Raw genomic sequence first — 19714 nt, 5'->3', positions numbered from 1 at the left:
GCAATGATACCCTAGATTAGGGAATTTGCTAATTAAATTTAAGGATTTTTTATGGCCCTAACCCTGCACGATGTCGAAAAAATTGCCAAGCTTTCCCGCCTGAGCCTGACCGAGGCGGAGAAGGCGCAAAATCTGCAGCAGCTCAACGATGTGTTTGCGCTGGTGGAGAAAATGCAGAGCGTTGACACCGAGGGCGTGGAGCCGATGGCGCATCCGCACGAAGTGGCCTTGCGCCTGCGCGCCGATGCGGTAACCGAGCACGATCATGCTGCCGAATATCAGGCTGTGGCGCCCGAAGTGCGCAACCGTCTTTATATTGTTCCTCAAGTAATTGAAGAATAAAGAAAATACTAAGCAATTTGAAAATATAAACCCCTTTCAGACGGCATGTGGAATGAACCTTCATCAAGAGGCCGTCTGAAAGGTTTGGAAATAATGAAATGACTGCATACACTTTAAAACAAACCGGCGACATGCTGCAAAGCAAGCAAATTTCCGCCACCGAATTGGCGCAGGAATATTTGGCCGCGATTGAAGCGGGCAATCCCGCCATCAATGCCTATATCACGCTGGATAAAGCCGCCACGCTGGCCGAAGCGGCTGCGGCCGATGCGCGCATTGCCGCCGGCCATGCCACGGCGCTCACGGGCGTGCCGATTGCCTATAAAGATATTTTCTGCCAGCAAGGCTGGAAAAGCGCTTGCGCCAGCAAAATGCTGGATAACTTTGTGTCGCCCTACACCGCCACCGTGGTGCAAAATCTGTTAAACGAGGGCATGGTTACGCTCGGGCGCACCAATATGGACGAATTCGCCATGGGCTCGACCACCGAAAGCTCGTTTTACGGTGCTACCAAAAACCCGTGGAACATCGAAAACGTGCCCGGCGGCTCTTCCGGCGGCTCGGCCGCAGCTGTGGCAGCGCGTTTGGCACCGGCGGCTTTGGGCAGTGACACCGGCGGCTCCATCCGCCAGCCAGCATCACACTGCGGCATCACCGGCTTGAAACCCACATATGGCGTGGTTTCCCGCTTCGGCATGGTGGCCTATGCCTCCAGCTTCGACCAAGCCGGGCCGATGGCGCAAACCGCCGAAGATTGTGCCTTGCTGCTCAATGCCATGGCAAGCTTCGATGAACGTGATTCCACCAGCCTCGAGCGCGAAAAAGAAGACTACACCCGCGCCTTAAACCAGCCCTTAAAAGGCTTGAAAATCGGCCTGCCGAAAGAATATTTTGCCGCCAGCAACAGCGCCGATGTTCAGACGGCCTTGCAAAACGTGATGGATTTGCTCAAAGCACAAGGCGCAGAAATGGTGGACGTGAGCCTACCGCAAACCGAATTATCCATTCCCGCCTATTATGTGCTCGCATCGGCCGAAGCCAGCACCAACCTGTCGCGCTACGACGGCGTACGCTACGGCCACCGTGCCGCCCAGTTTGGCGATTTGGATGAAATGTACAGCAACACCCGCGCCGAAGGCTTCGGCAGCGAAGTGAAACGCCGCATTATGATGGGCACTTATGTACTGAGCCACGGCTATTACGATGCTTATTATTTAAAAGCGCAAAAACTGCGCCGCTTGGTGGCCAACGATTTTCAGACGGCCTTGCAAGATTGCGATTTGATTTTAGGCCCCGTTGCCCCCACCGCCGCGCCCAAGCTCGGCAGCGACATTCACGACCCGGTGCAAATGTATTTGAGCGACATCTACACCATCGCGCTCAACCTCGCCGGCCTGCCCGGCATGAGTCTGCCCGCCGGATTTTCTTCAGACGGCCTGCCCATCGGCGTGCAGCTGATTGGCAATTACTTTACCGAAGCCAAGTTGTTGGGCGTGGCGCACCAGATTCAGCAACACAGCGATTGGCACAGCAAAGCGCCGGCATAAAGCATTGGCGGCTTGGTGTGTTTAATACCCATTCGAAAAAATAATATACAAACAGGCAGCCTGTAGGTCGGATTCTCGAATCCGACACTTGTTCGCAGAACAAGGCACGCACATCGCTTTGGCCGTTGGCCAAACGTTGGATTCAAGAATCCGACCTACGCGGATGATGCTGCCGAACTGCTTTTATTTTGTAAGGTTATTTTTTAGAATTGGTATAAAGTGCCTTTGCAGACGGCCTGCTCATATATATAAGATATAAAAGGCCGTCTGAAGGCTTATACAAAACCATTGGAAAATGTTCAGACGGCCTAGAATTTTTATCGCAACAGCAATCTTAATCTTTCGAAGGAAGTGAGCTAGGGTCTGTTCACCATTCATCTCGTGGCAATCTTTTGGCTCAAAAACGCGCCTGCCGCGTTGAAAATGCTCGCAAGGTGCCCAACCTTGCTGCGCTTTTCGCCTTGCAAGCGTGCTTTTGCGCTCAAAATCTTACGCACGGATGATCTTACGCACGGATGAAATGTGAACAGACCCTAGGGCGTCCTGACAATTACTTGTCATAAAAATAATCAGATAAAAGAAAGGCAGATAAGTTAAAATTTTTGTCGCCAAACAAAACATACTTATCTGCCATGCCTCGAACACTACTCAAAGATGAATACTGGTCAAAGCTGTTAAACATTCTGCTCGATTTAGGCGTTTACCACAAGAAAAATCTGCGCCTCAAAATAGAAGGCATACTTTACCGCATCAGAACCGGCATACCGTGGGAAGACATCCCGCCGTTTTTCGGTAAAGGCAATTCCCTGTTGCGCCTCTTCCATAGATGGTCGGAGAAAGGGATTTTTCAAAGCATACTCAATGCCTTGACCGAATTCCCCGATATGGAATGGGTATTTATTGACGGCAGCTATGTCAAAGTCCACCAACATGCAGCGGCAACTGTTGGAGAGGCAGCCGCTATCGGCCACAGCCGTGGTGGCAATAGCACTAAAATTCATTTGGCTGTCGATGCCTGTGGAAACCCTGTAGGTTTCAAGGTCACATCGGGAACGGTTAATGACATTACTGCGGCACCGGAATTGCTGGATAGCGTAGATTTATCCTCAACCGAAGTGCTGACTGCCGACAAAGGTTATGACTCTGACGCTTTCAGGCAGTTGCTTGCCGATATGGGCATCAGGCCGAATATTCCTTATAAAAAAGACAGGGAGCGTCTGAATGTGTGTATGGATTGGTATTTGTATAAAGCGAGGCATTTGGTAGAGAATGCCTTTGAAAAATTGAAACATTTTCGTGCGGTTGCCACCCGTTACGATCGTTTGAAAAGGCATTATGAAAGCGTAGTTGCTTTAGCTTGTATTATGCTATGGCTGCCTTTATGACAAGTAATTGTCAGGACGCCCTAGGGAAGAGCTAAGCCGCAAGGCTTGTATCAAACTCGGCCAAGACAAGAGTGACCGGTTTGACCAAACAAAAAGGAGCGCTGCCATGAGTATACTGAAGCAACCGTTTGCCCCCGCCCGTTTGGCATTGCCCGTGCTGCTGGCCTTAAGCGCGGCGGCCTGTGCTGAAAATGTTTCAGACGGCCTCGCTGAGGCAGCCCCGCAAACCGCATCTGCCGGTGTAGTGCAAACGGTTTTGACTACCGCAACCCGCGCCCAGCCGCAAGAAGCGGCGCAGCAATGGCGCTGGCAAACCGTGGCCACCGGCCTAAACCACCCTTGGGGCTTGGCTTTTCTGCCCGACGGCCGCTTTTTAATCAGCGAGCGCAGCGGCGATTTGCGCGTGGTGGATGCGCAAGGTCGGATTTCCGCACCGGTGACAGGCTTGCCGAAAATCGATGTCGGCGGGCAGGGCGGTTTGCTTGATGTCGCATTGGATGAAAACTTTGCCGATAACGGCCGCGTGTATTTCTGCTTCAGCGAGCCGGGTAGCGGCGGCAACAGCACCGCCTTGGCCGAGGGCATATTGTCGCCCGAGGGCGGCCGCCTTTCGCAAGTGAAAACCTTGTTCAGCCAAGCGCCGAAAGTGCGCAGCAACCGCCATTTCGGTTGCCGCATTGCGCTGGCGCCCGGATATATTTATCTGGGCATGGGCGACAGAGGCAGCCGCAGCGAAGAGGCGCAAAATTTGGGCAGCCACATCGGCAAAATCGTGCGCCTGAGCCGTAACGGCAGCGTGCCCGCCGATAATCCGTTTGTGCAACAAAGCAGCGCACGCGGCGAAATCTGGAGCTACGGCCACCGCAATATCCAAGGCATGGCGCTGGATGCGCAAGGCCGCTTGTGGGCGAGCGAGCACGGCGCACAAGGCGGCGATGAAATCAACCTGATTGCCGCCGGCAAAAACTACGGCTGGCCGGTGATCGCCTATGGCAAAGATTACGGCGGCGGCCAAATCGGCGCGGGCATCACCGCCCAAGCCGGCATGGAGCAGCCTTTGTATTACTGGGATCCATCGATGGCCCCTTCAGGCATGGCATTTGTCGGCAGCAATCCTTACGGCAGCGACTGGCGCGGTAATCTGCTGGCAGGCTCGCTCAAATTCGGTTACGTTGCCCGCCTCACGCTGGATGGCGAACGGGTGGTGCGCGAAGAGAAAATCAATGTCGGTGAGCGCGTGCGCGACGTGCGCCAAGCGCCCGACGGTTTTATTTATATTGTGAGCGACAGCAGCAACGGCAAATTGATGAAGCTGTTGCCGCGATAGTTTCAGACGGCCTATCTATAATAGGGCATGCTTGCGGGAGAATATAATGATGACTAAGCGTGAAGAAATTCTGGCAAAACAGCGACAGCTGAAAGTGTTGTTTAGCGCATGGATGGCAGAGAAAAAGCAACATGAAATCGTGACGTTTCGGCGTGAAAACGGTGATTTGGTTGAGCATTATCCAAACGGCACGGAGAGAGTGAGTAGTCATGCCGAATAATGTGGCTATTTTTTATTGTGGTACCAATGGCGCGGGTAAATCAACGTTAAGGGCTTTTAATCAAGATACCGTGCAAATTGTGATTGACTCTGATCATATCGCCATGCAATTAAACCCCAAATCACCGCGTTTGGTAGATTTTGAGGCAGGCAGAAAAGCGATTGAGCTATTTCAGTTTGCCATTAAGCATCATATTTCATTTTCAATGGAATCTACTTTGTCCGGTTATTCTATTTTAAATCGGATGAAATCGGCGCGAGCAAAAGGGTTATGTTCGGCTAAATTATGTGGCGGTTGATGATGTGGCAATCAATTTAGCGCGGGTTGCTGCTCGTGTTCGGGCTGGCGACCATTCTATTGATGAACAAACCATTCGCCAGCGCTATAAAAGTAGTCAAAAGCATCTATTATTGGCATTGGCATGCTGTGATGAAGCTTTTATTTACGACAATTCATCGGAGCAGCCCAAAATTATTTTTTGGCTGCACCAGCAAAAGATTATGTCACTGGAAACGGAATTGCCGTTGTGGTGTAAAACCTTACAATATGAATTATTGGCAATGGGTTTTACGCCAATAGTTTAAAATATTTTCTATTTGAAAGAACTTGATAATGACCTGGGAAACCGTAATCGGGCTGGAAATTCATGTCCAGCTCAACACCCAATCCAAAATTTTCAGCGGCGCGTCAACGGCGTTTGGCGCGGAGCCGAATGCGCATGCGAGCGTGGTGGAGTGTGCGCTGCCGGGCGTGTTGCCGGTGATGAACCGTGAAGTGGTGGCCAAGGCCATCAAGCTCGGTTTGGCGCTGGGTGCGAAAATCAATCAGAAAAACGTGTTTGACCGCAAAAACTATTTCTATCCCGATTTGCCCAAAGGCTATCAGATCAGCCAGCTCGATTTGCCGATTGTAGCCGAGGGCAGGCTGGAAATTGTGGTGGGTGATGAGGTGAAAACCATCAATGTTACCCGCGCGCACATGGAAGAAGATGCAGGAAAATCGGTGCACGAAGGCTTAAACGGCGCCACCGGCATTGATTTGAACCGCGCCGGCACGCCTTTGCTGGAAGTGGTTTCCGAGCCGGAAATGCGCTCGGCGGCCGAGGCGGTGGCTTATGCCAAAGCGCTGCACGGCTTGGTCACGTGGCTGGATATTTGCGACGGCAATATGGCCGAGGGCTCGTTCCGCATGGATGCCAATGTGTCGGTGCGCCCCAAAGGGCAGGCCGAATTCGGCACCCGCCGCGAGATTAAAAACCTCAATTCGTTCCGCTTTTTGGAGCAGGCGATTAATTATGAGGTGGAAGCGCAAATCGATATCATCGAAGAGGGCGGCAAAGTGCAGCAAGCCACCATGCTGTTTGACCCCGATAAGGGCGAAACCCGCGTGATGCGCTTAAAAGAAGATGCGCACGATTATCGCTATTTTCCCGACCCCGATTTGCTGCCGGTGATGATTTCAGACGGCCAAATGCAAAAAGCGCGTGATGAAATGCCGGAGCTGCCGGGCGAGATGGCGCAGCGCTTTGTGGCCGATTTCGGCGTGAGCGATTACGATGCGCGCCTGCTCACCGCCGGCCGTGCCCAAGCAGCCTTCTTTGAAGAGGCGGCCTTAGCAAGCAAACAGGGCAAGCTTGTGGCCAACTGGATGAACGGCGAATTGGCGGCCACGCTGAATAAAGAAGGGCTGGATTTGGCGCAAAGCCCGATCACCGCAGCGCGCTTGGCGGCTTTGGTCGGCAAAATTGCCGACGGCACCTTGAACAGCAAACTGGCCAAGCAGGCGTTTGAAGCAATGTGGGCCAGCCCTGAGGCCACGATTGAGCAGATTATCGAAGAAAAAGGCTTGCAACAAATCGTCGACACCGGCGCGATTGAGGCCATGATAGACGAAGTATTGGCCAATAATGCCAAAGCGGTCGAGCAATTCAAGAGCGGCAACGAAAAAGCGCTCAATGCCTTGGTGGGGCAGGTGATGAAAGCCAGCAAAGGTAAAGCCAATCCCGCGCAGGTGCAGGAATTGATGAAAGCGAAGCTGGGCTGATGCCTGAGCCTGTTCGCATGGCATCGTGCGGAATGTAGGCAAACGAGCCTGCCTGCTGTGTTGAAAATGCACACAAGGCCGCTAATTTGGCTGTGTTTTTGTTTTGCAGGCAAGCTTTTGCGCTCAAAATCTTACTCTTGCGGATGAAATGTGAACAAACCCCAAGAGGCCGTCTGAAAGATTCGGGCGGCTGCCGTTTCAGACGGCCTGACAAAATAATGGCCGGCGGGCTATAATCCGCCATTCTCTAACTGCAATGCCGGACACGGAAGCACACCATGAAAAAAATCTTTTTGCTCGCCGCCGCGTTGGCGCTTTCTGCTTGCGGCTTTCATTTGAAAGGGCACAGCGGCATTCCCGATGCACTGCCTTATCAGGCATGGCATGTTGACGGCGAAAGCCTGCAACAGGCGCTGGAAGCGGCTTTGCGCCGCGCCGACGGCAAGCCGGTGAGCGCGCCGCAGGCGCAGGCCACCATCAGTGTGCTGCGGGTGGACACCAAAAAAGATGTGTTCACCATCACCCGCGCCGCCGAAATCAATGAATACCTGCTTAATCTGCGTGTCGATGCGCAAGCCAGCCGCAACGGCGAGCCTTTGGGCGAACCCATGACGGTGGTGGTGCAGCGCACCATGGAATATGCCGACAGCGAAGTGCTCGGCAAGCAGGAAGAAGAAGCCACCATTTGGGCGGAAATGCGCGCCGATGCCGCCGAGCAGATTGTGCGCCGGTTGGCCTTTTTGAAAGCGCGCTAAATGGCGCAAATGGACATCGAGCAGCTCTCGCCCGATTTGCCGCTGAAGCCTTTGTATGTGATACACGGCGAAGAGGATTTGCTGCGTGTGGAAGCGTTGGATGTGTTGCGGCAGGCGGCGCGGCAGCAAGGCTATCTCAACCGCGAAGTTTACAGCGCCGATTCGGCAAGCTTTGATTGGCAGGAATTGCTGCACGCAGCCGGCAGCATGGGCTTGTTTGCCGATTTGAAATTATTGGAAATCCACATTCCGGGCGGTAAGCCCGGCAAAGCCGGCGGCGATGCGCTGCAAGAGCTGGCCGGGCGTTTGCCGGAAGACACCGCCGTGGTGCTGATGCTGCCCAAGCTCGAGCGCGCGCAAATGCAGGCCAAATGGTTTGCCGTGCTGGCCAAACACGGTGTGGTGCTGGAAGCCAAAGCCGTGAGCGGCGCAGCCTTGCCGCAATGGATTCAAGGCCGTCTGAAACAGGCCGGGCTTGAAATTGAAGCCGATGCGCTTTCTTTGTTTGCCGAGCGGGTGGAAGGCAATCTTTTGGCGGCCAAACAAGAAATCGACAAACTCGCCTTGCTGCACCCGCGCGGCCATTTGCTGAATATGGCCGATGCCGAAGCGGCGGTGGCCAATGTGGCGCGTTTTGATGTGTTTCAGCTTGCCGGCGCATGGATGAGCGGCGATGCGGCGCGCACCGCCCGCCTGCTCGAAGGGTTGGAGGCCGATGGCGAAGAGCCGGTGATGTTGTTGTGGGCGCTGGCCGAAGACATCCGCACTTTAATCCGCCTCACCGCCGCGCTCAAGCAGGGGCAAAGCGTGCAGAGCGTGCGCAACAGCCTGCGCCTGTGGGGCGACAAGCAAACGCTGGCACCGATGGCAGTGCGGCGCATCAGCATCGCCCGTTTGCTGGCCGCGTTGCAGGACTGTGCCAAAATCGACTGCATGATTAAGGGCGCAGAAGCGGGCAATGCGTGGGCCGAATTCAAGCACCTCACCCTTGAGCTGGCGGCCTAAAATTATTTTACAGGCCGTCTGAAATACGGTTGTTTCAGACGGCATTTATCGCAAAACCGAAGGAAAACAAATAATATGGAAAAGAAAACCAAAATCCGCCTGGCCGGCCTGATTATTCTGGCCACGGCTGTGCTCAGCCTGATTCTTGTGCTGTTTACCGATTCTTGGCCACTGGCCATTGCCATTGCCGTGGTGGTGATGGCTTCGGCTTCTGCCGGCTTTTATTGGTATTCGCGCCGCCAGCAGCGCCAGTTTATCGAGCGTTTGAAAAAATTCGATATCGATCCGGAAAAAGGCCGCGTTAACGAAGCCAACCTGCGCCGCATGTATCACAGCGGCGGCCAGGCGCAAAAAGATGCCATCACCATTATCTGCATGTCGCAGGAATGTTCGGTGGAAGAAGCGCACGCTTTGTTTAAAAAACGCCCCACCCGCCAAGAGCAGATGGCGCAGGCGCGCGAAATGCAAAAAGGCATGCGCCAGCCGCGTATGCGCCGTTGAGCGCTGCATCAATCCAAAGGCCGTCTGAAAAAAGTTTTCAGACGGCCTCTCTTCTTGGGCTGCGGCAAATAAGATTTAACGCAAATCGGGCAACACGTTCAACACCGCCGACAACACCGCTTCGCCCAAGCGCAATGAGCGCTGGCCGTTCCAGCCGAAATCGTCATCGGGCAGGTTGTGGTTGTCTTTAAACGGCATTTCCAATGTGTAGGCCAAGCAGCCGAAATTTTCGCCTACCCAAGCCGTGGCCATGCTCAGATTGGCTTGGCCGGGCGAATCTTTTTCGTAGCCGTGCTCATCTTGGAAATCGGGGCTGGCGGCGGCAAACGCGGCTTTGAATTGCGCTTCCAGCGCGGCGATGCGTTCATTATAGGCCGGCACGCCTTCGGTGCCCGCCACAAACACATAAGGAATGGCTTCGTCGCCGTGGATGTCGAGGAATAAGTCCACGCCGGTGGCGCGCATTTTTTCGCGCACATAATACACTTCGGGGCTTTTTTCCAAGGTGGGCGCGAGCCATTCGCGGTTGAGGTTGGCGCCGGCGGCATTGGTGCGCAGATTGCCCAGCGCCGAGCCGTCGGGATTCATATTGGGCACGATGTAAAACGTGGCTTGGTCGAGCAGCGCGCGCGCGGTGGCGTCTTGCGGGTCGAGCAGGCGCGCGAGCAGGCCTTCGACAAACCATTCGGCCATGGTTTCGCCCGGGTGCTGGCGGGCAATCACCCACACTTTCAAATCGCTTTGCACTTGGTTGCCGATGGTGAGCAGATTCATGTCGCGCCCTTCTACTGTGCTGCCCAAATCGTCAATCTGGCACAAGCCGCTGCCTTGCGCATCGCCCAATAAATTTAAGTGCTGCTCGCTGGAATAAGGCTCGAAATAGGCATAATAAATGCTGTTGGCCAGCGGGGTGTGTTCGATGGTGAGCACGCCGTTTTCATAGCGGGTGGGTACGCGAAACCAGTTTTGCCTGTCGTAAGAGGCGCAGGCCTGATAATCTTCCCAGCCATCGGGGTAGGCGGCTTGGGCGGCATTTTCAAAATGCATCACGCAATTTTGATAGGCCGCGCCTTGCAATCGGAAGTAAAACCATTGTGCAAAATCGGAGGCGTTGTCGGGGCGCAAGGCCAAGCGGATATCGGCGGGGTTGCTCAAGTCGGTTACGGTGAGGGCGCCGGCATCGAAACGGGTGCTGATTTTCATGGTGATTTCTTTAAAAGATAAGACGTATAACGTATTATTGTACTGCTATTTAGGTGAGGTTTGTTTGCTTTCTTTTGTACTGGCTGCCTTGTGTGTGCGTAAGCCGGATTCGCTAATCCGATGCTTGTTTGCAGAATAAAATTTTGAGCTTGTGGCAAATGTCGGATACCCGTATCCGACCGACAAATTTTGGCCATCTGAAAGCGTTCAGACGGCCTGAACAGGTGCTTTATAAGGTGTGATGAAATGGAAAAAGATTTGGTTTTAACCTTGATGTTTCGCGATTATTGCAGCCTCTGCCATAAAATGCGCGATGCTTTGCAGCCTTATCAGCAGCAATACGGTTTTGCGCTGGAGGTGGTGGATGTGGATGCCGATGCGGCGCTGGAAGAAAAATACAACGAATTGGTGCCGGTGCTGCTTTGGGGTGATAGGGAAATCTGCCATTGGTTTTTAGATGAAGCCTTGCTGCGGGCTTTTTTGGCGGAAAATTCGGAAACTGCTTAAAGGTGAAATGGAATGCAAGAAAAAGTGATACAAAACTATGCTCTATAACGGCGTAGGTTGGGTTGATAAACCCAAGGTTTCAGACGGCCTAGGGGCTTGTTGGGTTTTCAACCCAACTTATCCGTTGTGTCACTTTTTTTGCATTCCACTAAAAAGGCGCAGAAATGCCGATGGATAGATTCGGGCCGGCATCAGCATGATGGGTTTTTAAAATTTTAAAATAAACAATGTGTTGTAATAATAAACAGGCCGTCTGAAAGGTTTCAGACGGCCTGTTGTTATTGCGCTATGTCGACGGCATCGGTGTTAGCCGGAGCCGGTTGGTAAACCGGTGTTGTGGGGTGGTAGTCTGCTGCCGAGGGCTGTGGCGGCAGGCTTTCGGCCTTGCGCGCTTTGCTCTTGCTTTCTTTTTTATCTTTATCGTCGTTGCCATCGGGAATCACCGCATCCACTACGGCACCGGTGGTTTTCACGGCGATTTTGCCGACGGTAAACACGGTGGTGGCGGCGAGGTCGACGGCAGAGGCCACCACGCAGCCGCCGAGCAGCAGACCGGTAGCCAAGGGCAGGGCGGTGCGGCGCAGGCTTTTTATGCCGGTTTTGAAAAATAAGCGGGCGGTGTGGTTTTGTTGTGTTGTTTGCGGCTTGCGGCTTTGTCGGTTGTGTTTCAGGCTGGGTGTCATTTGTGGCTGTGCCCGCAATGTTTGTTGTGCTCGTGATCTTCGTCGCAGCCGGCCAGCATCTGCGCCCAGGCTTCGTCGTCGCCGTCGAATTCGGCTATTTCGGCGTATTCGCCGCTCTCGAGCATGGCCACCAATTCTGCCAGTGATTCGGCGCCTTCCACCCAATCGCAGGGGATGTCGGGCGGGGTGGTGTCGGCGAGCACAGCGGCCAGGCCTTGGTGCCAGGCCACCCAATAGCCGTTGGCGGTGTGCACAAACACGGCTTCGGGGTGGATGTGTTCATCGGTGGTGCCGGCGAGCATGCGTTCGGCGATTTCGGGCTGGAAGGGCAGGGTTTGCATGAGGGTGTCTTTCTATTGGTGATGAAATGTGAACAGACCCTAGGGTCTGTTCACAATTACTTGTCATAACATTGAATAAAAAGGAAAGCAGGTGTAAAAAGGGAGCTCTCACACAACCCTAATACACCTGCCATGCCCCGCACACTACTCAAAGATGAATACTGGACGAAGCTGTTGCCCATTCTGCGTGATTTGGGTGTTTATTGCAAACCCAATCTACGCCTGATTTTCGAAGGCATCCTATACAGAGTCAGAACCGGCATCCCTTGGCGCGATCTGCCCGAGTATTTCGGCAAACACCATACCGTTTACACGGCTTATAACCGTTGGTCGGCAAAAGGTATTTTTGCCGAAGCCTTAAAAAAGCTCAGCCAAGACTGTGATTTGGAATGGGTAGCCATAGATGGCAGCTATGTTCGGGCGCATCAACATTCAGCCGGCGCCTCATGGCTCAGCGAAGAAGAGGAACACGCAATCGGTATGAGCCGGGGCGGGATGACCAGCAAGATTCATCTGGCGGTAGACGTCTCAGGCAATCCGGTTGAGATTATCATTACTGCGGGCAATATCAACGATATCAGCGTTGCGCCGGAATTGCTTGATAACATCGATCTTGCCGGAACTGAGCTTGTGAATGCGGATAAGGGCTATGATTCAGACCGACTCAGGGAACAGATAGAGGAAAGTGGCGCGAAAGCCAATATTCCCTATAGAAAAGACAGGGAAGAGAAAAATAAAGACATGGACTGGTATCTTTATAAAATCAGGCACTTGGTGGAGAATACTTTTTGTCGTCTGAAACATTTCCGAGCGATTGCCAGCCGCTACGATAAGCTAAAGCGCAACTTCCACAGCACGGTTTTATTGGGATGCATTGTGATGTGGCTACCTTTATGACAAGTAATTGTGAACAGACCCTAAGGCCGTCTGAAAGGCTTTCAGACGGCCTTAGGGCTTTATTCGGCTTTCACCGCTTCGGGGTTGAGCGACACCAAAAGCTGGTCGATTTTGAGATTGTCGGTGTCGATGATTTCAAATTTGTAGCGGTCAAACAGCACAAAATCGGTTTTCTTGGGGATTTTACGCAGCGAATACATCATAAAGCCGCCAATGGTTTCGTAGTTTTCCGAATTGGGGAAATCCACAATATCCAGCGCGCGCATTACGTCTTCGAGCGGCGCGGCGCCTTCGATCAGCCAGGAAACGTCATCGCGCTGGATGATTTGCGGCTCTTCTTCGGTGGCCACCAATTCGCCCATCACGATGCTCATCACGTCTTTGAGTGTGACCACGCCCACCACCAGCGCATATTCGTTCACAATCACGGCAAAATCTTCGCCGGCGTTTTTAAAGGCTTCGAGCACTTCATAAAGCGAGAGCGTGTCGGGAATAAACAGCGCTTTGTGCAGCACGCGCTTGTCGGTGAGCTTGAGGTTTTGCTCTTTCAGGTAAAGCGTGAGCAAGGTGTGCGATTCGATATAGCCGATTACTTTTTCCAATTCGCCGTTGCACACTAAAAATTTGGCGTGCGGCTTTTCGGCCATCAGCGCGAGCACGGTGTCGGCGCTGTCGCTTTTGTCGAAATAGGCGATGTTTTCGCGCGTGGTCATGGTGGAGGTAACGGTGCGCGATTGCATGTCGAAAATATTTTCAATCAAATAATGCTCTTGCTGCTTGAGGACGCCGGCTTCGGCACCGGCGTCCACCACGGCATAAATGTCTTCCGAGGTGAGCTGGTCTTGGCGCACAGTGGAAATGCGCAGGGTTTTGAAAATCAGGTTGGCGATGCCGTCGAAAAACCACACCAAGGGCTTGAGCAGGAAAATCATCAGCATCATCGGCCGCACCACGCGCACGGCCACGCGCTCGGGGTGGGTCATAGCGAAGCGCTTGGGCATCAGGTCGGCAAACAGAATAAAGAGGCCGGTGACCAGAAAAAACGACAATAAAGAAGCGAGCGTGCCCGCCCAGGCCGCATCGCCCAAATGCTGCAACAGCGCGCCCAAATAAGGCCGCACCGCCGCTTCGCCCACAATACCGGCCAGAATCGCCACGGCATTGAGGCCGATTTGCACCACTGTGATAAAGCTGCCCGGCTGCTCCTGCATGTTCAACACATCCAGCGCGCGCGTGTCGCCCTCTTTGCCTAAAACCTGCAATTTGATTTTACGCGACGAGGCCAGCGCCAGCTCGGAGCACGACACAAACGCGCTCACGGCAACCAGCAGCAGCAAAATCAGAACGGCTTCAAAAATATTCATATAAAATATAAAGGAGTGGATAACTTTTGAATTATAACATTTTTGCATGATAAAGGCCGTCTGAACGCTTTCAGACGGCCTTTATCATGCAAGGTGAATTGTGAATAGAACCTAGGGTCTGTTCACATTTCATCACGCGGCAATATTTTGGCTCAAAAACGCGCCGGCTGCGTTGAAAATGCTCGCAAGGTGTTCAACCTTGCTGTGCTTTTCGCCTTGCAGTCACGCTTTTGCGCTCAAAATCTTACCGCGTGATGAATTGTGAACAGACCCTAAGATTTGCCGTCGCCGTTTTTCATGCTTTTAATCACCTGCGCGGCAGCCGGTACCGGAAAAATCAGATTCAGCGGGTTGGCCTTGATTTGTGCCCACACCGCTTTGAGCAGGCGCGGCAGGCTGTCGATGCGGGTGCCGCGCGCGCGCAGCGCCACGGTGAGCGCGAGCGAAAAGCTCACCCACAGATTAACCAAGCCGATGAGCAGCACGCCGAAGAGGTTCCAGGTAAAGGCGAGCGGGCCCAAATGGCCGCTCACGGCGGCATAGCCGATATTGGCGGAGGAAAACGCCACATGGCGGATATCGAGCGGCAGGCCGAAAAGGTGGCCGAAATAGCCGGTCATGCCGAGCAAAATGCCGAAAATAAAGTTGCCGGCCAGCGAGCCGTAGTTGTTGTGCACATAATCGGCAAAGCGTGCGCGCGTTTTTGAGGGCAGGATTTTGCGCAGCAGCGGCTGCACGGTGAGGCGGCGGCGCAGGTCGAGATAATCGGCGCGGTTGTCGAAAAAGCCGGCGATGATGCCCGAGCAAAAAAGCCACACGCCGGCAATGGCGGCATACCAAAGCGAGGGCTGGGTGAAAGGCTGCACCGATTTCACTTGATAAGCCACCGCATCGGCATCGAGCAGCGGCGTGTGCATATAGTGGGCAAAGCCAAACGCAATCAGCGCCGCCAGCGCAATGGCCACGCTCACATTGCCAAACACCGCCACGCTTTGCGAGCGCCCCACATCAATCAGCAGCGAAGAGAGCTTCATTTCCATCGAGCGCCCTTTTTCGCTGCGCTCCACCTGCTCGGCAAAGCTCGTGGCCGTCATGGCCGGCTGCTTGGTGGCCACGGTGAAATGCAGCATTTGAATCAGCACAAAGCCCAGGCCGTAATTGAGGCTGGACAACACGGCGGTGGTAAAGGCGCCAAAGCCCATTTCGCCGATGTGGATTTTATTGAGTGCCATCAGCGCAATCAACACGCCGCCGCCCGCGGCCGAGCGCAGCATGCCCCAATATTCGCTGCGGCTGCGGGTGATGTAGTGTTCGCCGTGGTCGCTCGTGTTTTCGGTGATGCTTTTGGCCAGCATCTGAATGCTGCGCCGGCGCAGCAGGCCGGTGCTGTGCTGCTCCACCGCGGCCATGGTCATTTCATTGAGCAGGCGGATGGTGAGGCGCAGCGATTGCGAGGTATCGGCGGCGGTTTGGATGCCCAGCAAAAGCTCGAGCCTGTCGAGGCTTTGCGCCAGCCGCTCGAGCAGATGCGCCACTTTCACCGAAGAGCCCGCGCCCGCACCGGCGCCGCGCCGGCGCAGGCGGATTACGGTGTCGCGGCTTTGTTGCAACATCACTTCGATATGCGCCGTGTCGTAAGCTTCTTCGCTGCCGCTGCGGTAATGCTGCACCAAGGCGGCGGTTTCGTGTTGCAGCGCGATAAAGGCCGAGTTCACATCGAGCAACTTGGGCTCGAGGCGCACGAAATTGGGCTCCAACTCTTCGGCGGCAATCCAGATGGAAAGCATTTCCAGCGCATGCAGACGCGCTTGGGTGAGCTGGCGCGCAGCCGACTGCACCACCGCCGGCTCGGCATCTTGCAGCAGCAATTGGTGCAGCGCGAGCCATTGGCGCAGCTTGATGGTTTGCAGCCATTTTTCATCGCGTGAATGAAACAGGTGCAGAAAAATATCGCGCAGGTTTTTGAAATCTTTAAACGAAGGATAAAAGCGCTCGTATAAGCGGATGCCCATCTCGCGGCTGAAGCCGCTGCGCGAAAAAATGCCCAAGGTGACCAGCGCGGGATACACATGCACATTGGCGAGCCAATGGTGAAAACGGTTGCCGAACGCCTGGCGCAGCGCGGCATCGTTTGCCAGCATATCCAGCAGCATATCGAAGCGCTCGGTGCCGTGGCGCGCACCGCCTTGGCGCAAAAAAGCCACAACTTTTTCCAGCGTGAGCACGAAAATTTCGCTTTCGAGCGTTTGGGAGAGGGCGGCGTGCAAGGTTTCGGGCAGGGTTTTTCGCATAAGCATTTCAAGGAATAGGTAAAGCAATGTTAACGCACATGGGGGCAGGCGGGAAAATTTCAAACCGGCAGCAGGCAGAAAAGCACTGATGCGCTGAGCGAGGCCGGCTCTTTGCTGCATGTGCGGCGGCCGGCGGCATGGGGTGCAATACCAATCCAAAAAAATAACCTAACTTCGTTGTCTCGCCTTGCCGTACTATCTGTACTGTCTGCGGCTCGCCGCCTTGTTAGCTTATTTTTTTGAATGGGTATAATAAACTGTGGCAGCGGCTTGGATTTCAGACGGCATTATTTAAATAATTATTGAAATATCGAAATATTGGGCATAAAATAAGCGCCATGAACACAACACAAGCAAGCAGATTATTCAGCACGCTGGGCGCAAGCACGCGCCTAGATATTTTTCGGCTTTTGGTAAAGCAGGGCGGGCAAGGCATGGTGGCGGGTGATATTGCCAAAGCGCTGGATGTGTCGCCGGCCAATCTTTCTTTTCATTTGAAAGAGTTGAGCCATGCCGGTTTGGTTGATGTGCAGCAGGAAGGGCGTTTTCAGCGCTATCGTGCCGATTTGGCGCTGATGCTTGATTTGGTGGCTTTTCTCACGGAAGAATGCTGTGCGCTCGATGCGCAAAACAGCGGCTGCACGCTTCACAATCTGCCGGTTTGCGGGCAAGTGCCGTTGCACGATGCTGATTAGTTTTCATACCAATCCAAAAAAATAACCTAACTTCGTTGTCTCGCCTTGCCGTACTGGTTGTACTGTCTGCGGCTCGCCGCCTTGTTAGCTTACTTTTTTGAATTGGTATCAGACGACCTGAAGGATAAGGCCGTCTGAAAACTGACTGAATGTGTTGGTTAAAGCAGGTTTGAAAATAATTTCACTTCGTTGGCTTGTCGTGCTCAATCAATTCGGCATTGCCCAAACCAAACCGCGCATTCGCGCAGGAGGCTCATCATGCAATCTGTAATCATATATCACAATCCGGCCTGCGGCACATCGCGCAATGTGCTGGCTTTCATCCGCAATGCGGGCATCGAGCCGGAAATCATCGAATATCTGCACGCGCCGCCCGATGAAGCCGCGCTGCGCCGCCTGCTGGCCGACAGCGGCTTGAGTGCGCGCGCGGCATTGCGGGTGAATGTGCCCGAATTTGCGCAATATGGTTTGGCGGATGAGGGTTTGTCTGAAGCGCAGATAATCGCGGCCATGCTGCAAGCGCCGATTTTAATCAACCGCCCGTTTGTGGTCACGGAAATCGGCACGGCTTTGTGCAGGCCGTCTGAAAAAGTGCTCGCTTTGCTGCCGGCGCCGCAGCAAGGTGCGTTTTTCAAAGAAGACGGCGGGCAAGTGGTGGATGAAAACGGGCAGCCGGTTTGACGGACGGTGGTTTTCAGACGGCCATGATTTCAATATTTGTTTAAATATCAAATGAAGGTAATGCAATGGGTGTGTTCGAGCGCTTTTTGAGCCTGTGGGTGGCGCTGGCGATTGCGGCGGGTGTGGCGCTGGGTGTGTGGCTGCCTTCCGTTTTCGAGGCGGTGGCGGCGATGGAAATCGCGCATGTGAATCTGCCGGTGGCGCTGCTGATTTGGTTGATGATTTATCCGATGATGATACAGATTGATTGGTCGGCGGTGAAAGATGTGGGCAAGCGCCCGAAAGGTTTGTGGCTCACGCTGGTGGTGAATTGGCTGATCAAGCCTTTTACCATGGCGGCGGTGGGCTGGTTGTTTTTCAGGGTGTTTTTTGCAGATTGGGTGTCGCCCGATGATGCGCAGCAATATATCGCCGGCATGATTTTGCTCGGCGTGGCGCCGTGCACGGCGATGGTGTTTGTGTGGAGCCAGCTGGTGAAGGGCGACCCGAATTACACGCTGGTGCAGGTGTCGGTGAACGATTTGATTATGATTGTGGCTTATGCGCCGATTGCCGGGCTGCTGCTGGGGGTGAGCAATATCGATATTCCGTGGGGCACGCTGCTGCTCTCCACCGTGCTTTATGTGGTGTTGCCGCTTTTGGCGGGTATGTTGACGCGCCGCTATTTGTTGGCCGCGGGCAAATCGGTGGCACAGTTTGCAGGTCGTCTGAAACCTTTTTCGATTGGCGGGCTGATTTTAACCGTGGTGTTGCTGTTTGGCTTTCAGGCGCAAACCATTTTGGCGCAGCCTGCGGTGATTGTGTTGATTGCCATTCCTTTGCTGGTGCAGACTTACGGCATTTATTTTATCGCCCGCTTCGGCGCGCGCCGGCTGGGGCTGCCGCATGAAATCGCCGCACCGGCCTGCCTGATCGGCACATCGAACTTTTTCGAGCTGGCGGTGGCGGTGGCGATTTCGCTGTTTGGTCTGAATTCGGGCGCGGCGCTGGCCACGGTGGTGGGCGTGTTGGTGGAAGTGCCGGTGATGCTCTCGCTGGTGTGGTTGATCAACCGCAGCCGGGCGGGTTAGTTTGAGCAGGCCGTCTGAATTTTCAGACAGCCTTGATGAGCCTTGATGAATAAGCCACGCCGGCCGCCTCGAAGCGGCCGGTGTTTTGGTTTATAATGGCGGCTTTTGCGTTTGCAGCGAATTTCATGAAAACCGTAGAGAAAAATGTATTGGTGCTGCACAGCGCCGAGCAGATGTTTGAGCTGGTCGACCGCGCCGAGGATTATCCGCAATTTCTGCCGTGGTACAGCAAAACCGAAATCATCGAGCGCAAGGGCAATGAGCTTAAGGCGCGTTTGTTTATGGATTATATGCGCGTGCAGCAATCGTTTGCCACGCACAACCACAATATTCCCGGGCGCGAAATCCGCATGGATTTGCTCGAGGGGCCGTTTAAAACGCTCAACGGCACTTGGAAATTTATCCCGCTGGGCGATGATGCCTGCAAAATCGAATTCCGGCTGCAATATGATTTTGCCGGCAGCATTTTGTCGGCGCTGATTTCGCCGGTGTTCAGCCATTTATCGGGCGCGCTGGTGGATGCGTTTATCAAAGAGGCCGACAGGCGCTATGGTCAAAATTGAAATTGTGTATGGCACGGCGCAAAAGCAGTTTTTGCAGCGGCTCGAAGTGGCTGCGGGCACAACCGCGCGCGAAGCGGTGCGGCTGAGCGATGTGGTGCGTGAATTTCCCGAAGCCGATATCGAAGCGGCACCTTTGGGCATTTTCGGCAAGGCGGTGAAAGACGATACCGTGCTGCGCGCGCGCGACCGCGTGGAAATCTACCGCCCTTTGCTGATCGACCCGAAAGAAGCGCGCCGCTTGCGCGTGCAATCGAAAACGGAAGACGAGGCCGTCTGAAAGCTTTCAGACGGCCT

23 protein-coding genes are annotated in these 19714 nt (G+C 54.0%); 18 read left to right on the top strand and 5 right to left on the bottom strand.

Annotation, left to right across the window (positions count from 1 at the left end):
* Positions 1-51 precede the first annotated feature (51 nt).
* The 11 genes from gatC (at position 52) to LVJ78_RS09325 (ending at position 9125) form a co-directional block, all read left to right on the top strand.
* Positions 52-342: an Asp-tRNA(Asn)/Glu-tRNA(Gln) amidotransferase subunit GatC gene (gatC, locus tag LVJ78_RS09375; RefSeq protein WP_132954116.1), complete on the top strand. Its 291-nt coding sequence runs from the start codon at positions 52-54 to the stop codon at positions 340-342.
* Between the two features lie 98 nt (positions 343-440).
* Entirely contained in the window at positions 441-1889 is a 1449-nt protein-coding gene (gatA, locus tag LVJ78_RS09370) for an Asp-tRNA(Asn)/Glu-tRNA(Gln) amidotransferase subunit GatA (RefSeq protein WP_132954115.1), read from the top strand.
* Between the two features lie 632 nt (positions 1890-2521).
* Complete coding sequence (locus LVJ78_RS09365; RefSeq protein ID WP_244802570.1) at positions 2522-3274, top strand: IS5 family transposase; 753 nt, start codon at positions 2522-2524, stop codon at positions 3272-3274.
* A 106-nt stretch (positions 3275-3380) separates the two neighbouring features.
* On the top strand, positions 3381-4601 hold the full coding sequence (locus LVJ78_RS09360) for a PQQ-dependent sugar dehydrogenase (protein WP_132954910.1): 1221 nt from the start codon (positions 3381-3383) through the stop codon (positions 4599-4601).
* 46 nt (positions 4602-4647) lie between these two features.
* Complete coding sequence (locus tag LVJ78_RS09355) at positions 4648-4821, top strand: hypothetical protein (RefSeq protein WP_165870946.1); 174 nt, start codon at positions 4648-4650, stop codon at positions 4819-4821.
* A complete protein-coding gene (locus tag LVJ78_RS09350; RefSeq protein ID WP_207894349.1) occupies positions 4811-5119 on the top strand; it encodes a hypothetical protein in 309 nt (102 codons plus the stop codon). The genes LVJ78_RS09355 and LVJ78_RS09350 overlap by 11 nt, the downstream gene beginning before the upstream one ends.
* Positions 5109-5405, top strand: a complete 297-nt coding sequence (locus tag LVJ78_RS09345) for a hypothetical protein (RefSeq protein ID WP_207894348.1) — start codon at positions 5109-5111, stop codon at positions 5403-5405. The genes LVJ78_RS09350 and LVJ78_RS09345 overlap by 11 nt, the downstream gene beginning before the upstream one ends.
* A 28-nt stretch (positions 5406-5433) precedes the next feature.
* The gene (gene gatB / locus LVJ78_RS09340) at positions 5434-6864 is read left to right on the top strand and encodes an Asp-tRNA(Asn)/Glu-tRNA(Gln) amidotransferase subunit GatB (protein WP_132954909.1); all 1431 of its coding nucleotides are present in this window, start codon (positions 5434-5436) and stop codon (positions 6862-6864) included.
* Between the two features lie 278 nt (positions 6865-7142).
* The gene (locus tag LVJ78_RS09335) at positions 7143-7619 is read left to right on the top strand and encodes an LPS-assembly lipoprotein LptE (RefSeq protein WP_132954908.1); all 477 of its coding nucleotides are present in this window, start codon (positions 7143-7145) and stop codon (positions 7617-7619) included.
* The gene (gene holA / locus LVJ78_RS09330; RefSeq protein ID WP_132954907.1) at positions 7620-8624 is read left to right on the top strand and encodes a DNA polymerase III subunit delta; all 1005 of its coding nucleotides are present in this window, start codon (positions 7620-7622) and stop codon (positions 8622-8624) included.
* Positions 8625-8699: 75 nt separating this feature from the next.
* The gene (locus LVJ78_RS09325) at positions 8700-9125 is read left to right on the top strand and encodes a hypothetical protein (RefSeq protein WP_132954906.1); all 426 of its coding nucleotides are present in this window, start codon (positions 8700-8702) and stop codon (positions 9123-9125) included.
* 75 nt (positions 9126-9200) lie between these two features.
* Here the strand turns inward: LVJ78_RS09325 and LVJ78_RS09320 are convergent, their stop codons facing one another.
* Positions 9201-10328: a M14 family metallopeptidase gene (locus LVJ78_RS09320; RefSeq protein ID WP_132954905.1), complete on the bottom strand. Its 1128-nt coding sequence runs from the start codon at positions 10326-10328 to the stop codon at positions 9201-9203.
* Positions 10329-10586: 258 nt separating this feature from the next.
* Here LVJ78_RS09320 and LVJ78_RS09315 point away from each other — a divergent pair, with 258 nt between their 5' ends.
* Positions 10587-10835 (top strand): glutaredoxin family protein, encoded by a 249-nt coding sequence (locus tag LVJ78_RS09315; protein WP_132954912.1) that lies wholly within the window; start codon positions 10587-10589, stop codon positions 10833-10835.
* A gap of 278 nt (positions 10836-11113) precedes the next feature.
* Here LVJ78_RS09315 and LVJ78_RS09310 read toward each other — a convergent pair whose 3' ends face one another.
* Positions 11114-11518 (bottom strand): NF038104 family lipoprotein, encoded by a 405-nt coding sequence (locus LVJ78_RS09310; protein WP_207894347.1) that lies wholly within the window; start codon positions 11516-11518, stop codon positions 11114-11116.
* A complete protein-coding gene (locus LVJ78_RS09305; protein ID WP_132954904.1) occupies positions 11515-11859 on the bottom strand; it encodes a general secretion pathway protein GspG in 345 nt (114 codons plus the stop codon). Before LVJ78_RS09305 ends, LVJ78_RS09310 begins: the two co-directional genes overlap by 4 nt.
* Before the next feature lie 132 nt (positions 11860-11991).
* Here LVJ78_RS09305 and LVJ78_RS09300 point away from each other — a divergent pair, with 132 nt between their 5' ends.
* Positions 11992-12756, top strand: a complete 765-nt coding sequence (locus tag LVJ78_RS09300; protein ID WP_244802560.1) for an IS5 family transposase — start codon at positions 11992-11994, stop codon at positions 12754-12756.
* Positions 12757-12815: 59 nt separating this feature from the next.
* Here the strand turns inward: LVJ78_RS09300 and paeA are convergent, their stop codons facing one another.
* Both paeA and LVJ78_RS09290 read right to left on the bottom strand, forming a co-directional pair.
* The gene (paeA, locus tag LVJ78_RS09295; protein WP_132951915.1) at positions 12816-14120 is read right to left on the bottom strand and encodes a polyamine export protein PaeA; all 1305 of its coding nucleotides are present in this window, start codon (positions 14118-14120) and stop codon (positions 12816-12818) included.
* Positions 14121-14392: 272 nt separating this feature from the next.
* The gene (locus LVJ78_RS09290) at positions 14393-16411 is read right to left on the bottom strand and encodes a site-specific recombinase (RefSeq protein WP_132951916.1); all 2019 of its coding nucleotides are present in this window, start codon (positions 16409-16411) and stop codon (positions 14393-14395) included.
* Positions 16412-16749: 338 nt separating this feature from the next.
* On the opposite strand from LVJ78_RS09290, the gene LVJ78_RS09285 reads away from it, so the two are divergent.
* The 5 genes from LVJ78_RS09285 to LVJ78_RS09265 all read left to right on the top strand — a co-directional run bounded on the left by LVJ78_RS09285 (position 16750) and on the right by LVJ78_RS09265 (position 19697).
* On the top strand, positions 16750-17106 hold the full coding sequence (locus tag LVJ78_RS09285) for an ArsR/SmtB family transcription factor (RefSeq protein WP_132951917.1): 357 nt from the start codon (positions 16750-16752) through the stop codon (positions 17104-17106).
* A gap of 258 nt (positions 17107-17364) precedes the next feature.
* The gene (gene arsC / locus LVJ78_RS09280) at positions 17365-17787 is read left to right on the top strand and encodes an arsenate reductase (glutaredoxin) (RefSeq protein WP_132951918.1); all 423 of its coding nucleotides are present in this window, start codon (positions 17365-17367) and stop codon (positions 17785-17787) included.
* A gap of 65 nt (positions 17788-17852) precedes the next feature.
* Positions 17853-18857 (top strand): ACR3 family arsenite efflux transporter, encoded by a 1005-nt coding sequence (gene arsB, locus LVJ78_RS09275; RefSeq protein WP_132951919.1) that lies wholly within the window; start codon positions 17853-17855, stop codon positions 18855-18857.
* Positions 18858-18982: 125 nt separating this feature from the next.
* Positions 18983-19420: a type II toxin-antitoxin system RatA family toxin gene (locus LVJ78_RS09270; protein ID WP_132951920.1), complete on the top strand. Its 438-nt coding sequence runs from the start codon at positions 18983-18985 to the stop codon at positions 19418-19420.
* A complete protein-coding gene (locus LVJ78_RS09265; protein WP_132951921.1) occupies positions 19407-19697 on the top strand; it encodes an RnfH family protein in 291 nt (96 codons plus the stop codon). Before LVJ78_RS09270 ends, LVJ78_RS09265 begins: the two co-directional genes overlap by 14 nt.
* The last annotated feature ends 17 nt before the right edge of the window (positions 19698-19714 follow it).

The sequence above is a fragment of the Uruburuella suis genome, from assembly GCF_022870845.1.
Lineage (GTDB): Bacteria > Pseudomonadota > Gammaproteobacteria > Burkholderiales > Neisseriaceae > Neisseria > Neisseria suis.
Note: the sequence above shows the minus strand (reverse complement) of the source record. Positions and strands in the feature narration are given on the sequence as shown.